Source organism: Microbacterium sp. ZKA21 (genome assembly GCF_050434165.1).
Lineage (GTDB): Bacteria > Actinomycetota > Actinomycetes > Actinomycetales > Microbacteriaceae > Microbacterium.
Window position 1 is genome coordinate 500072 of record NZ_JBNPVV010000001.1, and the last position, 16677, is coordinate 516748.

Annotated in this window: 12 protein-coding genes and 2 tRNA genes; 4 read left to right on the top strand and 10 right to left on the bottom strand. The window is 69.1% G+C overall.

What is annotated here, in order from left to right:
- Positions 1–67 precede the first annotated feature (67 nt).
- From M2317_RS02515 to M2317_RS02530, 4 genes are all read right to left on the bottom strand, one after another.
- Entirely contained in the window at positions 68–1225 is a 1158-nt protein-coding gene (locus M2317_RS02515; RefSeq protein ID WP_429457001.1) for a 5-(carboxyamino)imidazole ribonucleotide synthase, read from the bottom strand.
- Positions 1226–1248: 23 nt separating this feature from the next.
- Entirely contained in the window at positions 1249–1803 is a 555-nt protein-coding gene (locus M2317_RS02520; RefSeq protein WP_429457003.1) for a PH domain-containing protein, read from the bottom strand.
- 68 nt (positions 1804–1871) lie between these two features.
- Positions 1872–2624: a biotin--[acetyl-CoA-carboxylase] ligase gene (locus M2317_RS02525; RefSeq protein WP_429457005.1), complete on the bottom strand. Its 753-nt coding sequence runs from the start codon at positions 2622–2624 to the stop codon at positions 1872–1874.
- A gap of 3 nt (positions 2625–2627) precedes the next feature.
- Positions 2628–3911: a CDP-glycerol glycerophosphotransferase family protein gene (locus M2317_RS02530; RefSeq protein WP_429457007.1), complete on the bottom strand. Its 1284-nt coding sequence runs from the start codon at positions 3909–3911 to the stop codon at positions 2628–2630.
- Between the two features lie 98 nt (positions 3912–4009).
- On the opposite strand from M2317_RS02530, the gene M2317_RS02535 reads away from it, so the two are divergent.
- Positions 4010–5029, top strand: a complete 1020-nt coding sequence (locus M2317_RS02535; RefSeq protein ID WP_429457645.1) for a glycosyltransferase family 2 protein — start codon at positions 4010–4012, stop codon at positions 5027–5029.
- A 6-nt stretch (positions 5030–5035) separates the two neighbouring features.
- Here M2317_RS02535 and M2317_RS02540 read toward each other — a convergent pair whose 3' ends face one another.
- The 3 genes from M2317_RS02540 to M2317_RS02550 form a co-directional block, all read right to left on the bottom strand.
- Positions 5036–6472 (bottom strand): CDP-glycerol glycerophosphotransferase family protein, encoded by a 1437-nt coding sequence (locus M2317_RS02540; RefSeq protein WP_429457009.1) that lies wholly within the window; start codon positions 6470–6472, stop codon positions 5036–5038.
- Positions 6469–7740: a CDP-glycerol glycerophosphotransferase family protein gene (locus M2317_RS02545; protein ID WP_429457010.1), complete on the bottom strand. Its 1272-nt coding sequence runs from the start codon at positions 7738–7740 to the stop codon at positions 6469–6471. Before M2317_RS02545 ends, M2317_RS02540 begins: the two co-directional genes overlap by 4 nt.
- A gap of 65 nt (positions 7741–7805) precedes the next feature.
- Positions 7806–9332, bottom strand: coding sequence for a S1C family serine protease (locus M2317_RS02550; protein ID WP_429457012.1), 1527 nt, complete (start codon positions 9330–9332; stop codon positions 7806–7808).
- Between the two features lie 100 nt (positions 9333–9432).
- Between M2317_RS02550 and M2317_RS02555 the strand changes: the two genes are divergently transcribed.
- Positions 9433–10632 carry an aminotransferase class I/II-fold pyridoxal phosphate-dependent enzyme gene (locus M2317_RS02555; RefSeq protein ID WP_429457014.1) on the top strand — a complete coding sequence of 400 codons (1200 nt, stop codon included), beginning with the start codon at positions 9433–9435 and terminating at the stop codon, positions 10630–10632.
- Between the two features lie 131 nt (positions 10633–10763).
- On the opposite strand, the gene M2317_RS02560 is transcribed toward M2317_RS02555, so the two are convergent.
- Entirely contained in the window at positions 10764–11558 is a 795-nt protein-coding gene (locus M2317_RS02560) for a carbon-nitrogen hydrolase family protein (protein WP_429457016.1), read from the bottom strand.
- A gap of 71 nt (positions 11559–11629) precedes the next feature.
- Here M2317_RS02560 and M2317_RS02565 point away from each other — a divergent pair.
- Both M2317_RS02565 and M2317_RS02570 read left to right on the top strand, forming a co-directional pair.
- Positions 11630–11703, top strand: a tRNA-Met gene (locus tag M2317_RS02565).
- A 152-nt stretch (positions 11704–11855) separates the two neighbouring features.
- Positions 11856–11929: transfer RNA gene (locus M2317_RS02570), tRNA-Met, on the top strand.
- Positions 11930–12469: 540 nt separating this feature from the next.
- On the opposite strand, the gene M2317_RS02575 is transcribed toward M2317_RS02570, so the two are convergent.
- A complete protein-coding gene (locus M2317_RS02575; RefSeq protein ID WP_429457018.1) occupies positions 12470–15397 on the bottom strand; it encodes a UPF0182 family protein in 2928 nt (975 codons plus the stop codon).
- Positions 15398–15460: 63 nt separating this feature from the next.
- On the bottom strand, positions 15461–16561 hold the full coding sequence (locus M2317_RS02580; protein WP_429457020.1) for a YlbL family protein: 1101 nt from the start codon (positions 16559–16561) through the stop codon (positions 15461–15463).
- Positions 16562–16677 lie beyond the last annotated feature (116 nt).

Below are 16677 nucleotides of genomic sequence, written 5' to 3' on the forward strand. Positions count from 1 at the left end.
CTGGTGCCTCACGATCCGCTGAACGGCGCGGACATTCACGCTTCGTCAGGCTCACGCTTCGTCAGGCTCAGCGGAAGTGATCGGCTGCCGCCCTCGCCACGAAGACGACGTCGTCGAGCTCGTCGCCGGTCGCGTTGACGTGTCCTACCTTGCGTCCGGGCCGCGGCGCCTTGCCGTAGGTGTGGATCTTGGCGCCAGGCTGATCCGCCATGGCATCTGCGAACCGGGAATCGAGCGTGCCCTCCTGCGGCCCGCCGAGGATGTTGATCATGACCGCCCACGGCGCTCGCTGCGTCGTCTCGCCCAGCGGGAGGTCGGCCACCGCGCGCAGATGCTGCTCGAACTGCGACGTCACCGAGCCGTCCTGGCTCCAGTGGCCGCTGTTGTGCGGCCGCATCGCGAGCTCGTTGACGAGGATGCGCTCATCATCGGTCTCGAAGAGCTCGACCGCGAGCATGCCGGTCACTCCCAGGCCCTCGGCGATGCTGCGCCCGATGCCCTCGGCGACCTCGATCAGTCGCAGAGTCGCCCCCGCTGCCGGTGCGAAGACCTCCGCGCACACTCCGTCGCGCTGCACCGTCTCCACGACCGGATACGCGACGATCTCACCGCTCGGCCGACGCGCGACCTGCTGCGCGAGCTCGCGGACGAACGACACGAGTTCTTCCACCAGAAGGGCGCCGCCGTCGAGGGCTTCGAACCAGTCGGCGGCATCCGCGGCATCCGACACGACGCGGACGCCCTTGCCGTCATAGCCGCCGCGGGGCGTCTTCACGACCGCTCGTCCGCCGTGGTCGTCCAGGAACGCCTGCAGTTCGTCCGTTGTCGCGACCGCGGCCCAGTCCGGTTGCGGGATGCCGAGTTCGGCGAGACGAGCACGCATGTCGAGCTTGTCCTGCGCGAAGCGCAGCGCGTCGGGACCGGGGTGCACAGCCACGCCGTCGTCGACCAGGGCGCGCAGCACCTCCTGCGGGACGTGCTCGTGATCGAAGGTGACGACGTCGACATCCGCCGCGAAGCCGCGGACCGTCTCGAGATCGCGGTAGTCGCCGACCGCCGTGGCCGCCAGTTGCGCCGACATCCCCTCGGCCTCCGCCAGCACCCGCAGTTCGAGCCCCAGCTCGACCGCGGGGGCGATCATCATCCGGGCCAGCTGGCCCCCACCGATCACACCCACACGCAACGCCATTCGCGTTCTCCGTTCGTCTCGACCATTCTCCCGCATCCGGAGGCCGGCGCGGGATGCGGTCAGGACGTCGGCCCGGTATCGGACGCGGACTGCGCGTCCCGATGCGCCAGGATCTGGTTGACCTCGATCTGATCCACCAGCGTCTCGTGCACGAGAGTGACGGTCGGCACGTTGGTCAGCCGCAGGGGCGCGTCGACGCCGTTGGACAGTGTGATCGTCCCCGCTCCCCACAACCGCTGGAGGATCCCGCGGCGCACGCTGATGGTGTAGCCGCGCACATGCGTCATCTCCCGGCGGTGGCGGGCACCCAGTCCCGACTTCACGATGACGCGCCGCGTCGTGATCACGTAGGTCCGCGAGACCCACACGAGGAAGGGGATCACGACGCCGATGAGCAGCACGACGCCGGCGGCCGTCAGCAGCATCCAGTTCTCGAAGCCATCCGGCAGGTTGTCGTAGAAGTAGGCCGTGGCACCGAGCACGGCGATCAGCAGGAGAGCCGACCAGAACAGCCGCCGAGCCTGACTGCGGAAGCGTGCGACGAGCAGCTCTTCGCTGGGCGCACCCGGTGGCGGCATCATCGGCCGACCGCCGAGCGTCACTGGCTGCGTCATGCCTCCATTGTGACCGAGGCAGGCGACATCACCCGACTCTGCGCGGCGTGTCAGCGCCAGCCGTGCTGTCAGACGAGCGTCGCGTGGACGACATCTCCAGCGGCGACAGGATGCCGCACCCCACCGCCCTCGACGATCAGCCGCCCATCCGGCTCCAGGCCGACGGCCGTGCCGTGCAGCGTCGTCCCGTCCGGCAGCGACACGTCCACCAGGCGGCCCAGGCTCAAGCAGCGCGCCTCCACCGCGGAGCGCAGGCCCGAGGCATCCGCGTTCCCGGCGCCGCGCAGCTCGCTCAGCGCCGAGGACAGACCGCGGACGAAGCCGGCGGCGAGCCGGTCGAGATCTACCGCAGCGCCGAGGGCGGCGAAGGACGTCGCCGTCGGCACAGGAAGCTGCTCGGTCGTCATCGCGGTGTTCACCCCGGCGCCGACGATGACGGCGCGGCCCGTGCCCTCGGCGAGGATCCCGCAGATCTTGCGCCCGTCGACGAGCACGTCGTTGGGCCATTTCACGCCGACCTCATGGCCGGGAAGCTGCGCAGCCACGGCATCCGCCATCGCGAGACCGGCCGCCAGCGGAATCCAGCCGAGCGACTCGGCATCCGGCAGGTCGCTCAGCAGCACCGAGATCGCGAGAGCGGAACCCGCGGGCGTCGTCCAGGTGCGATCCAGGCGGCCACGGCCCGCGGTCTGGTGGGTGGTCAGCAGGACCGCAAGGTGCGGCGCGTCAGCGGACCGTTCGCGCAACTGCGCGTTCGTCGAGGGCGACTGCTCGACGACCTCCAGCCGTGCGGCGGCCTCTTCGGTACGCGGATATTCCACCGATCAGTCCTCGCCGTCCTTGGCCTCTTCGTCGTCGTCGTCCTCTTCTTCCGGCGTCGCACCGATCTCTGCCGCGCGCCACTCGTCCCACTGCCCCATCAGACGCTCGATCCCGGCGTGGAACTTCGCCGTGGCGACACCAGGCGTAGTGTCGCCGAAGTAGTGCTGGACCCACATGCGCAGCTTCGCGATGGCGTCGTCGTCCGCACGGACGCGCTCGACCTCGCCGACGATGTCGTACGAGCCGTCGACGGTGAGCCACTCGCAGTCCGACAGGTAGCCCTTCGTGTCGATCGACGCGCGCTCGTCGGCCGGGCGCGTGATGAGCAGCGGCTTTCCCGCGGCGAGACGGTCGTAGACCATCGCCGAGATGTCGACGATCGCGACATCGGCCGTGGCGAGCTGCCAGCCCAGTTCCGGCCCGTCGTCGAAGATGTGGTGGGCCGTCGCGTCGGCCGCGTTCGCCGCGTCGATCGCGGACAGGATGCGCCGGTGCGCCGCCCCGTACTCGTCGTCGACCACGCCGCTGCGCGGGTGCGGCCGATAGATCACGCGATGCGATCCGGTCGCGAGCAGCTTCTTCACGAGCGTCTCGCCGTGGGTCGCGATCGACCCGTAGTGCGCGCTCGGACGGTCGCCCTCCCAGGTCGGCGCGTACAGCACGACCGTGCGCTCGTCCGGCGTGTACGGCAGGATGCCGGAGTAGTGATCGGCCTGCGGCCGGCCGATCTCGATGGTGCGTCGATCGATGTCGTAGTCCCACAGCGTCCGCGACAGGCGGTCCCGTGCCGCTTGCCCTGCCACCATCGCGTAGTCGTACGCCTTGTACTGGTTGGTCGTCATGTACATCTTGTCGGACTCGCCGTGGTTGATGAACACGTGCCAGCGTCGCCCGTAGCGGAACATCTGGAAGTTGCGCGTGTTCTGGTTCACGTACAGCACGATGCGGATGTCCTGCGTGGCGATGAAGCGCTCAAGATCGCGCACCTTCGGCACGAACGCCACCGGCGGCGAGTCCTCGTCGAGCAGCTTCTCGGCACCTGTCGCGCTGCGCGAGAGGACGACGACCGGCCACAGCTTCGACAGCTCGGCGAGCGGCCGGTACCACTGCCGCATCTGATACATGTTCACCGCGCCGTCGGCGAAGTACACCGCGATCCTGTAGTGATCGTGCTCATGCGGCGGCATCGTCGCCAGACGTCGGCGGACGCGCTGCACAGCGGTCCGCGAAGCCAGTGCGCGCCGGAGCAGCCGGTACGCCTTCTTTCCATCGGACACAAGACTCACCTGCCAAGACTACCGAGGCACCCCACCCCGCCTCATGACATGATCGGGTGGTGCTCGACAACGAAACGACAACACCTGCGCCCGGTGTCACGTTCGTCATGCCTGTACTGAACGAACGGGACTACCTCCAGCACGCCGTCGAGTCCGTTCTCTCGCAGCAGGTGCCAGGGGATGCCGAGCTCATCCTCGCCCTCGGCCCGTCCACCGACGGGACCACCGAACTCGCTCAGGAGCTGGCGGCGGGCGACGACCGCATCCGCCTCGTCGACAACCCGGCCGCCGACATCCCGGTCGGTCTCAACACGGCGATCCGAGCCGGACGCTACGACACGATCGTCCGCGTCGACGCGCATTCCGAGCTCTCCCCCGGCTACGCGGCAACGGCTCTCGAGACCCTCAAGCGCACGGGGGCGGCGAACGTCGGCGGCGTCATGCACGCCGAGGGACGCACCCCGTTCCAGAAAGCTGCGGCCTGGGCCTACAACTCGCCGATCGGACTCGGCGGCGGCGCGTACCACGGCGGCGCTCGCGAGGGCGAAGCCGAATCCGCGTACCTCGGGGTCATGCGGCGGAGCGTCCTGGACGAGGTCGGGCTGTTCGATGAGAGCATCCGCCGCGGCGAGGACTGGGAGCTGAACCTGCGCATCCGCCAGGCCGGGCACCGCGTCTGGTTCGATCCCGCGCTCTCGGTGACCTACTGGCCGCGCGAGAGCTGGCTGCGGCTCGCCCGGCAGTTCCGCGCCACCGGCGCGTGGCGCGGCGAGCTGGTGCGCCGCTACGGCCGCAGCAACAGCCTGCGCTTCTTCGCACCGCCGGCGCTGCTGGCGAACGTCGTCGTCGCGGTGCTCGTCGCCGTGCTGCAGCTGACCGGCGTGCTCTCCGGCATCTCGTCCCTGATCGCGTGTCTGGTCTACCTGCCGCTGGCGGCCTATGCCGTGCTGGTGATCGTGATGGCGCTGACGCCGGGGCGCAGCTTCCGCGAGCGGCTCTGGATCCTGGCCGTGCTGCCCACCATGCATCTCTCCTGGGGGTGGGGATTCCTCAGCGGCGTGCTCCGCGGCGCGCGCGGCACGGTCGACGCCTCGCGGCTGGGCTCGCGCAACACTCCCCTGCCGTAGCGGACCTCAGGCGTCGACGAAGCCCAGATCGAGGATCCGCGACACGACCCGCTCGGCGGCATGACCGTCGTCGCGGGCGTTGAACTGCCGACGCCATGCGTCGTACCGCTCGGCGTATGCCGCTGTGCGCGACGGATCGGAGAGCGATGCGACGAGCTCCTCCTGAGTGTGCAGCAGGGGTCCGGGTGCTCGGGCCGCGAGATCGAAGTAGAACCCGCGCAGGCGACCCCGGTAGTGCTCGAGATCGGGCACGAGGAAGTGCATCGGCTTGCCGGTGACGCTGAAGTCGAACATCACCGACGAGTAGTCGGTGATCAGCTCGTCGGCGATCAGCAGCAGTTCGGCGGTCTGGGGGTAGCCCGTGACGTCGATCACGCGCGCACCGTCCTGGTCACGGCCCGGCTTCAGCGTGCGGGAATGCCCGCGCACCAGCACGACGGCATCCGCGTCGTGCGCCAGCCGCTCCGGATCGATGAAGTCCACGATCTCGGTGCGGTCGTCGCGCCAGGTGGGCGCGTAGAGCAGCACGCGTTCGCCGTCGCGGATGCCGAGGGCCCGGCGCACCGCGGCCGCATCGCCGGTCACGAGCACGTCGTTGCGCGGGTAGCCGTCCACCCAGATGGGTTTGCGGAAGAACGCGTACGCCTTGGCGAGGATGCGCTCCGAGTAGCGGTTCTGCGCGAGGAGGACGTCCCACCGGCGGGATTCCTTGACCACGGCCGCCATCCGCCGCGGATCGAATCCGGGCCGATGCAGGGCCAGGCGCTTGAGCGGTGTGCCGTGCCAGGTCTGCAGCACCCGTTGTCCGTTCTTTCGGACATAGCGCCGCCGCAGCCAGTCGTTCACGACGAGCAGGCGTGCGCACGCGCGCGCCCGCCACCACTCGGGACTCCCCTCGACCACTGCGATCGCCCCCTCCGGCACGGCGACCGACAGGTCGGTGACGCTCCAGTAGCGCACGACGTCCGGCGCGCGATGGGCGAGTTCGCGGTCGATCGCCCGGGGGTTGCAGCCGGCGCTCTGGCCGTAGAAGCTCTCGAAGAAGACCGCGTTCTCGGTGCCGCCCGGCTGCGCCGCATAGCGTCCCTCGAGCGTGCGCTGCCCCTCCGGGGAACGATGCACGGCGTCCAGCGGCGGATCGATCGTCACCGACGCCCCCTGCACGGCGATGCCGAGGTCGGCGTGCACGCGGCGCTCGAGAGCTGCACCGGCGAGGTCGACCCCCTCAATGCGCAGCGCGTAGTCCCCGGAGGGCAGCGGCAGCTCGGCACCGCCGAAGCGGGAGATGCGCAGTGGGAACACGGCCTTCCACGTCCGGCCCGCACCGGTGAGGCGGGCGCTGACGCGCGCGCGAGCCCCGTCCAGCACGGCGGAGACGGGACGTGCGCCGTCGCCTGCGATGACGAGCGCGCCGCGCACCTCATCGATCTCGGCGGTGGTCATGGATGCTCTCCCTCTGTGGCGGCTCGCCGAGGTGCTCCGACGCCTCTGGCGCGGATCGCCCGGTAGACCCGGTCGGTGTTGTGTCCGTCGCGGTATGCGTGCATGCGCGCGCTGAGCCGGGCTGATCCGGCGGCCCGCTCGGCGAAGACGGCCTCGTCGTCCAGCATCGCATCCAGTTGGGCGATCACGCCGTCCCAGTCCGCTGCCTGCTGCCCGCCGGTGACCTCGTCGAGGCGTCCGTAGAAGCCGCGGCTGCGGGCGTAGTCGGCCGCGTCCGGTGTCAGATGCACGACCGGCATCGCGAGAAGTCCGACGTCGTACGCGAGCGACGAGTAGTCGGTGATGAGCACGTCGATCGCCGGCAGCGCGACGGTCACGTCCGACAGGACGCCGGAGCCCAGCATCCGGACCCGCCCGGTGGGCAGGGGCGGCGCGTACGCTCCCTCGCCCAGCGGATGCGAGCGCACGAGCAGAACGGCGTCGTGGCGTTCGAGCACGGTGATGATGCGCACCCACTCCGCTGCGGAGGGGACGGCAGGATCCGATGCGCCGTCACGCCACGTCGGCGCGTACAGGATAGCCCTCGCCCCGTCGGGGACGTCGATGCCGGCGGCGACGAGCACACCGGATGCTCGGCTGCGGCGCTCGGCGGCTGTGCCCGTCGAGAGCACGTCGACGCGCGGTTCGCCGGTGACCACGACGCGGTCGTCGCCCAGGGCGAACGCCGATTCCAGGCGCCCCCTGGCGCGATCGGATGCCGCGGGCAGCACGTCGATCCGCTGCGCCGAGGAGCGGTACAGGCGTCCGATGAGCGTGCGCAGCAGCGCGGCACCGGGGACCTGCGGAACCTGCGTCGTCGCCGGCGAGTCGAGTCCGATCCGCTTCAGCGGGATGCCGTGCCACAGCTGGACCGTGAATGCGCCTCCGCCGCCGTAGCGGTTGACATCGCCGAATCCGTGCGTCACCACGAGGACGCCGGCCCTGACCGTCGCCCACCAGCCGGCGAGGCTCTGCTTGCGGATGGTGCGGATGCCGAGGGCGGCCGCCTCGCGGTCCTCGCGCGCGGACGCGGTGAGCCAGACGGCGTCGTGTCCGGCATCCGTCGCCACCCGCCAGAGAGCGAGTGCGCCGTCGCCGATGCCGGCACCGCATCCGAACACCCAGCGCGATCCGCGCGGGATGAGCGCAGCGCCGATGCGCCCCGCGGCATACAGCGGAATGCGCAGGAGCTTCGCCGCATTGCCGGTGCCGAAAGAGAAGGACGCCACCCCGCGAGCCTATCGCGCGGGGTGGCGTCCTTCGTGTGAGCCGGGGTCGAAGCCCGACCAGTGCGTCAGAGCGAGAGCTCGCCCAGTTCGACCTCGATCTCGTACGTCTTTCCGTCACGGACGTAGGTCATGGTCGCGGTGCTGCCTGCGGCGGCCGCGCGGACCTGAGCGGTGAGGTCGCTGGCGCCCGAGATCGGCGCGCCGTTGAACTCGGTGACGATGTCGCCCTTCTTCAGGCCGGCCGCCTTCGCCGCACCGCCGTCGGTGACGTCGGCGATGGCGGCACCAGCGATGTCGGCATCCGCAGAGTTCGCGGCGTCGCTCACCGACGCACCGAGCAGACCGTGCGTCGCCTCGCCGTTCTCGACGAGTTCATCCGCGATGCGCTCGGCGACGTTCGACGGGATCGCGAAGCCGACCCCGATGGAGCCGGACTCCTCGGAACTGGATGCCGTGGCGATCGCCACGTTGATGCCGATGAGCTTGCCCTCGCCGTCGACCAGCGCGCCGCCCGAGTTGCCGGGGTTGATCGCGGCGTCGGTCTGAAGAACCGCGATCGAGATCGTCCCGTTGGAGGTGGGCTGCTGCTGCTCGAGACCGGGGATGTCGAACTGGAACGGGCCGCCCTCTTCGCCCTCGCCTTCGGGGCTGTCCTGCTCCGCGCTGTCGGGGAGTGCGGAGGACGCGATCTCGATGCTCCGGTTCAGGGAGGAGATGATGCCGGTCGTGACGGAATTGGCGAGCCCGAGGGGGGCACCGACCGCGACGGCGGTCGCACCGACGTTCACCTTGGACGAGTCCGCGAACTCGATCGGGGTCAAGCCCTCGGCATCTGTGAGCTTGATCACGGCGAGGTCGTAGATCGGGTCGGTGCCGACGATCGTCGCGGCATAGATGTGCCCATCGGAGGTCGTGACCCGAATCGTCGGGTCAGCGGCCGCGCCGCCGAGCGTCACGACGTGCGTGTTGGTCAGCACGTAGCCGTCGTCGCTGAGGATCACACCGGATCCGCTACCGCCCGCATCCGATCCCTGCACGGCGATCGTGACGACCGATGGAAGCACTTTGCTTGCCACAGCCGTCGCCTCATTGACGTCGTCGGGGTTGTTCACCGTGACGGTGCCCGGGCCTTCGGCCGAACTGCTGACCGGCTGCTGCCACATCGTCGAGCCGAGGTAGCTGCCGCCCAGGCCTGCCGCGCCGCCGACGAGCGCTGCGGCGACGATGATGGCCGCGACTTTGCCCGCGCCGAAGGGCTTGCGCTCCTTCGTGGCGATCGGGGTCACCGGGGCCGTCCCGCCGAGAGGGGTGGTGGGCTGATCCGGGTTCTGGTGGGCGCCGGGCTGGGTCGCGCCGGGTCCGAAGGCGGCGCCGTGCGACGGCACGGGCGGAACGAATCCGCCGGCCTGCGGCGCGGCCGGAGCGTGTGCCGCAGGTGCGGGCTGCTGGGTCGTCGAGGCCGGGGACGCGAACGTCTGCGGAACCTCGTGCCCGGCCGGAGCCGCGGGCGTCGTCGCAGCCGCGCTGTTCGCCGCCGCGGTGTTCGCTGCCTCCGGCGTGGAACCGGGAGTGGGGGCGTTCTGATCGGTCATGGTCTCTGCTCCTTCAACAAGGTTCCTTCAGACTGCCCGCCGAGTCTGTGTGTTCCTTATGCCTGAGATGAGTGTCGCTTATGGCCTTAGCCTGTTCTCCATGAGAGACATCCCCGGCGCGTGGCGCCGCACCGCCGCCGGAGCGGGGCTGCTTTCGCCTGCCGGCGACGTCGCCCCCACAATCTTCGCAGAGATGTCGGCGGCGGCGGTCAGGACCGGGGCGATCAACCTCGGCCAGGGCTTCCCCGATGAGGACGGTCCGGCCGAAGTACTCGAAGCGGCACGTCAGGCGATCTCGGACGGTGCCAATCAGTACCCGCCCGGCCGCGGCATCCCGGATCTCCTGGCGGCGATCGGCGAGCACCAGCGTCGCTTCTACGGACTCGAGGTCGACCCGCAGCGCGAGGTGATCGTGACGGCGGGCGCGACCGAGGCGCTGACGGCGACCCTGCTCGCGCTGATCGATTCGCCGGACGACGAGGTCGTGGTCTTCGAGCCGTTCTACGATTCGTATGCCGCGGCCGTCGCTCTGGCGGGAGCTCGACTGCGGACGGTCCCGCTGCGCCTCCCGGATTTCCAGCCCGATCTCGACGCGCTGTCGGATGCCATCACCGACCGCACCCGCCTCATCCTGGTCAACGATCCGCACAATCCGACCGGAACGGTCTTCTCCCGCGAGGTGCAGGCCGAGATCATCCGCCTCGCCCATGCGCACGACGCGATCATCGTGACCGACGAGGTCTATGAGCACCTCGTGTTCGACGATGCGCATCGTCCGATCGCGACGCTGCCAGGGGCAGCCGAGCGGACGCTCACGATCTCCTCGGCAGGGAAGACCTTCTCTGTGACGGGCTGGAAGATCGGCTGGGTGCACGGACCGGCCGACCTCGTCACGGCGGTCCTCACGGTGAAGCAGTTCCTCACGTATGTGAACGGGTCACCGTTCCAGCCGGCCGTCGCTGCAGGTCTCCGGCTGCCGGATGGGTTCTTCGACGATGCCGCTCGAGCGATGGAGGACAAGCATCGTCTGCTCGCCCAAGGCCTCGGCGCCGCCGGGTTCGCGGTGATCCCGCCGCGCGGCGGGTACTTCACGGTCGCCGACGCGACAGCGCTCGACGGCGCGGACAGTGCGGGGTTCTGTCGCGCGCTCCCCGAGCGCGCCGGTGTCGTCGCGATTCCGCTGAGCGCGTTCGTCAGCAAGGAGCACGCCGGCGACTACGCAGGCCTCGTGCGGTTCGCCGCCTGCAAGCGCGTCGAAGTGCTCGAGGAGGGCATGCGGCGCCTCGCTGCGGCTTTCTGAGGACGGGCGGAACCCCACCGCGTCGCGCGACGCGGTGCCCCGGCCGCGAAACTTCCTTTGCGGGGTGAGATTTCGCCAGCGCAGTCAAGTGTCACACCGCAAAGTAAGTCTCGCGGGAAGGAGAATCCGTCTCAGCGCGGGACGACGGCGTAGCGGCGAAGCCGCAGGACGGGGTTCACGGTGCGGACGCGCTCGAGCTCGGCCCGATCCAGCGCAGCGAGTGCGATCCCCACGCCACTGGCGAGTCCGGCGAGCACCACGCCCTGCGGATCGATGATCTGCGAACGGCCGACTCCGATCGGCGCCGGATGGTCCGCGGCGACGACGAACGCGGTGTTCTCGATCGCCCGCGCGGCGAGCAGGGTCGTCCAGTGATGCTCCTTGAGCGGACCGCGCACCCACTCGGCCGGCACGACCAGGACGTCGGCCCCGGCATCCACGAGCGTGCGGGCGACTTCGGGGAACCGCAAGTCGTAGCAGGTCATCATTCCGAAGCGCAGCCCGTCGATCTCGAAGGTCTCGACCGCGCCCGGCGCACCGGGAGCGATCCAGTCCGACTCGGTCTGCCCGAACGCATCGTACAGGTGCTGCTTGCGGTAGGTCGCGCGTACGCCGTCGCGGTCGACGGCGACGAGAGTGTTGCTCACCCGGTCCCCCGCGGTTTCCACGAGGCCCGCGACGATCGTGACGCCGTGCGCGGATGCCGCGGTCCGCAGCGCCCGCACGAACTCGCCGTCGAGCGTCTCGGCGTTCTCGGCAAGGCTGGCATCCATCGGATCGACGAAGTAGCTGGCGTATTCGGGGAGCACCACGACCTGGGCACCATGGGACGCGGCATCCGCCGTCAGCTCCGCGATCCGGGCGAGATTTCCGGCTCGGTCGACGGTCGGGGCGAACTGGCACACGGCGACGAGGACACTGGGCATGCCCCCATCCTCGCCCATGCCCGGCCCGATGTGACGAACGCTCCTATCCGTGCTAGAGTAAATTCTTGTGCCGCGGGGTGGAGCAGTTCGGTAGCTCGCCGGGCTCATAACCCGGAGGTCGCAGGTTCAAATCCTGTCCCCGCAACGAGAATGCGACACAAGAAAGGCCCCTGATCAGGAGAAATCCAGATCAGGGGCCTTTCGCTTCCCCGCTCGACGGAAGGGGCGGACCCGACACGCCCGCCTCTCGTTCCCTTTAGACGCACCCGCAGGCGGTTGGTAGGCTGATGGTCGTGACGCGGGGTGGAGCAGTTCGGTAGCTCGCCGGGCTCATAACCCGGAGGTCGCAGGTTCAAATCCTGTCCCCGCAACGAGAACGACGAAGTCCCGGCCCTGAGGGCCGGGACTTCGTCGTTCTCGTTGCGGGGTGTGGTGAGAGCAACTCGGTCCCGCGGCGCCCGAGGCTCCGCACGACGCGCAGCGGCGTGTGGAGTGGCGCCGTGGCCAAATCCTGGTGACCTTTCAGGCGGCCGGCGGAGCCGGTCGCCCTCCCAACGCTCGGAGTCTGCAGTGAATGCCTCGCGCGAAGCGCGGGCCCGCAGTGGACGCCTCGCGCGAAGCGCGGGCCCGCAGTGAACGCCTCGCGCGCAGCGCAGGCCCGCAGTGAACGCCTCGCGCGCAGCGCAGGCCCGCAGTGAACGCCTCGCGCGCAGCGCAGGCCCGCAGTGAACGCCTCGCGCGCAGGGCGGGCGCTCTTCATCGCTGCCCCGCAATCAATCACCACGTCGACTCGGCCGGCTCCGCCGTCCTCACTCAACGAACGAGGGGAACGCGGACCCGACGAGCAAGGGCGATACGGAAGACGCAGAAGAGGGCGCCCCGAAGGACGCCCTCTTCTCGCGATCCCGGGACTACTCGCCCCCGGTCTCCTGCGCTTCGAGCTCGAGCAGGGTGTTGACCGCCTCGGTGAGTCGGTCGTCCGCCTCCGCGAATGCCGTCAGGTCTCCGGCCTTCAGCGCGGCATCCCGATCGAGCATGGCCTGCTGCGCGGCCGCGAGTGCCGTCGCCCACGCGTCCGGATCCGTTCCCGTGCCCGGGGTCTCCCCCGTGTCGGGATCTGTCGGCTCGGTCGGCTCGCCGGTGTCGGGGTCGACCGGGTCGACGTTGTCGTCGCCACCGTCCGCACCGGCGTCGCCGCCGAACAGGGCATCGAGCGCATCGGTGAGAGTGTCCTCGAAGGCGACCTCGTCGCCGAAGGACACCAGCACCTTCCGCAGCAGCGGCAGCTGCGTGCCGCTGGAGGACTGCACGTAGACCGGCTGGACGTACAGGAAGCCGCCGCCGACCGGGAGAGTCAGCAGGTTGCCGTACTTGACCTCGGATTCACCCTGCTGCAGCAGGTTGAGCTCACGCACCACGTCGGCATCCGAGTTGAACGTGTTCTGCACCTGGCCGGGTCCGGGGACCGTGGTGTCGGTGTCGATCTCCAGCATCCGGAGCTTGCCGTAACCGGCGCTCTTCTCCCCCGCTGTGTCGCCGGCATCCGAATCGACCGCAAGGTAGCCCATGAGGACGTTGCGCTCTGCTGTCCCCTGCGAGGACGGAATGAACGTCGAGAACATCGAGAACGCCGCCTCGTCCTGCCCCGGCATCTTCATGGTCAGGTAGTACGGCGGCTGCAGCTCGCTCGAGTTGCGCGGGTCGTTCGGCGTCTGCCAGCGGTTGTCCTGCTGAGCGAACGAGCGCGCGTCGTCGACGTGGTACACGCCGAGGATGTTGCGCTGCACCTTGAACAGGTCGGTCGGATAGCGCACGTGGCTCATCAGCTCGCCGGACATCTCGCTGATCGGCTCGACCGTCGACGGGTAGATGTTCTGCCATGCCTGCAGGATCGGGTCCTCGTCGTCCCAGGCGTACAGGGTCACGGAACCGTCGTAGGCATCGACGGTCGCCTTGACCGAGTTGCGGATGTAGTTGATGTCGTCGAACGCCAGGCTCGGCGCCGGGTTGTTCGAGTCGGCGATCGCCTCGGCCAGGCTCACGCCGGTCGAGTACGGGTAGCTCGCGCTCGTGGTGTAGCCGTCGACGATCCAGACGATGCGTCCGTCGACGACGCTCGGGTAAGGGTCGGAATCGATCGTCAGGTACGGCGCGACCTTCTGCACGCGCAGCGCGGGGTCGCGGTCGTAGAGGATCTGCGAATCGGAGTTGACCAGGTCGGAGAACAGGATCTCCGCCTCCTGGAACTTCAGCGCGTAGAGCAGCTTGTTGAACGTGTTGCCGACGCGCGGACCGCCGTCTCCGGAGAACGTCGTCTTCGTCTCGTTCGCCCCGTCCTCGCCACGCGGGTAGTCGATCTCGACGGGCTCGGTTCCCTCGGGGGCGCCGACGATCGAGTACTGCGGCGACTCCTCGCCGAAGTAGACGCGCGGTTCGAAGTTCTCGCGGTCGGTGAGGAATCCGGAGGACGGGATGCCGCTCTCCAGGAACACCGGCTCGCCGTCGGGCGAGCGCTGGTTGCCCGCGGCCGCGACGAGGCCGTAGCCGTGCGTGTACACCGCGGTGCGGTTGTTCCAGTTGTTGCCGTCGCCGAGCTGGTTCATGTTCAGCTCGCGCACCGCAGCGACCGTGTCCTGCGACTTGCCCTCGATCTCGTACCGGTCGACGTCGAGCGTGTCTGTGAACTGGTAGTAGCCGCGGTACTGCTGCAGCTGCTGCACGGTCGGGCTGACGATACCCGGGTCGACGATGCGGATGGATGCCGTGGTCTCGGCGTCCTCGCGCAGCTGACCCGCCTCGACATCGAGGGCCGCCTCGAACGGTGTCGTCTCGAGGTCAGCGATGTCGTACGCGGACTTCGTGCCGTCGATGTTGCGCTGGTAGTACTCGGCCTGCAGGCTGTTCTGGTTCGGGCGCACCTGGAACGTGTCGACGACCCACGGGTAGCCGACGCCGACGACCAGCGACGCGACGATGAGCAGCGCGGTCGCGACGAGCGGGTACCGCCAGCGCCCGATGATGGCGGTGACGAAGAACAGCAGTGCGACGATGGCGGCGAGGATCGCGAGGATCGCGAGACCCGGGATCGTGGCGTGCACGCTCGTGTACGCGGCACCGGTGATGCGGTCCTCTTCGGAGATCAGCGTCTTGTACTGGTCGAGCCAGAGGCTGACGGCCTGCACGAGCAGGTAGAGGCCGGCGATGACCGCCAGCTGGATGCGGGCGGGCTTCGAGATGCGCAGTTCGCGCTGGCCGATCTGCACGGAGCCGTACAGGTACGACACGAGCGCCGTCACGAGCAGGCACAGCAGAAGAACGGCCGACACGAACGCGAGCAGGATCGTGTAGAACGGCATCGCGAAGAGGTAGAAGCCGGTGTCCAGTCCGAACTGCTGGTCGACCGTGTCGGTGGCGACGCCGTTGATCCAGAGCATCACGGTCTGCCAGTTGCCTGCGGCGGCGAACCCGGCGAAGAGCCCGAAGAAGATCGGCATGCCCCACATCGCGAGGCGGCGCAGCGGCTCGATGACCTCCTGGTAGCGGTCCAGTTGCGAGCTCAGCCGCACGTAGACCGGCCGGAGGCGGTAGGCGAGCTGGATCGCGACGAACAGCGGCACGGCCATCCCGAGGAATCCGATGACGAACATGACCGCCGCCGCCAACCACTGCGTCGTCAGCACGTTCGCGAAGCTCAACTGGTCGTACCAGAGGAACTCCGTGTAGAGCGAGGCGAAGACGAAGAAGGCCGCAACCAGCGCGGCGATGATCGCCAGCGTGATGGCGACGATACGTCGGGATGTCCGGGGCGTGGCCGGTGTCGGCGCTGAGGTCGTGGTCACCGTTCCATCCTAGGCATGATGGCTGAACGACGGCTCCGGTGTCCGCTCAGCGCGGACACCTGTTCACCGCGCGGCGGCGGTCTGCGCGGTGCAGGTCGGCAGGGCGTCCAGATCGCCGCCGTCGGCGATCGCGTCCAGTATCTCGATGGACTCGTCGAGCGTCGAGGTCGAGAACACCTGCAGGCCTGCCGGAACGTGGCCGGTGACCTCGTCGCAGTTGGATGCCGGTGCGAGGAAGAAATCCGCACCGGCGTCGCGCGCGCCGTACAGCTTCTGCCGGATGCCGCCGATCGGACCGACCGTTCCTTCGGCATCGATCGTCCCTGTTCCCGCGACGTTCTCGCCGCCGTTGAGCTCGCCTTCGGTGAGCATGTCGACGATGCCGAGGGCGAACATCATCCCCGCGCTCGGGCCGCCCACATCATCGAGCTGGATCGTGACGTCGATCGGGAAGTCGTACGCGGTGGTCAGCGTGATGCCGATCAGCCAGGTGTCGACTCCGTCAGCCGTCGTCTTCTGCGGGGTCAGCTCGATCTCGGACTCCTCCCCCGCGCGCTGGACGGTCAGCGAGACCGTCGCACCCTGGGCATCCTGAATCGCCTCGCGCAGCTGCGCGCCGGAGGCGACCGCGACGCCGTCGATGGCGACGATCACATCACCGGGCTGCAGCACGCCGTCGGCCGCACCGCCCTCGACAACCTCGACGACCTCGACCTGCGCGCCGGTGTCGTAGCCGAGCTCGTTCAGCGCGGCCGCAGTCGCCTCATGCTGCGAGTCGACCATCAGCACGGCGTTGCGCTCATCGCGCTGCTCGGTCGTGACGCCCTCGGGGAACACGCTCTCGATCGGCACGACCGCCTTGGAGGAATCCATCCATGCGAGTGCGAGTTCGAACCAGCTGGGCGTGCGCTGCCGGTTGCCGACCACCTGGACGGTGGTCAGATCGAGCGTGCCCGCCGTCTCGAACGTCTCGGCGCCTTCGATCTCGATGAGGGGCACGTCGACGCCGTCCGCGTCCTCGGCAGTGCCGAGCGTGTCGTACACCGGCCCTGGTCGCTGGATCACATACGGCGTGGGGAGGAAGGTGAGCACGATCAGGGCGACGAGGGCGACGATCAGCGCCCAGACACCCAGCCCGAGCCGTCGAGACCGGGTCTGACTCACAGAAGTACCTCCGTCGTTCGCGAGTGGCGTACAGCGATCTGCGAACAGTCGGGTCCTGCGCAGGGTGCTGCAACTAGCGTAGATGGCACAGGCTACAGGCGCGCTGAGAGGGCGAT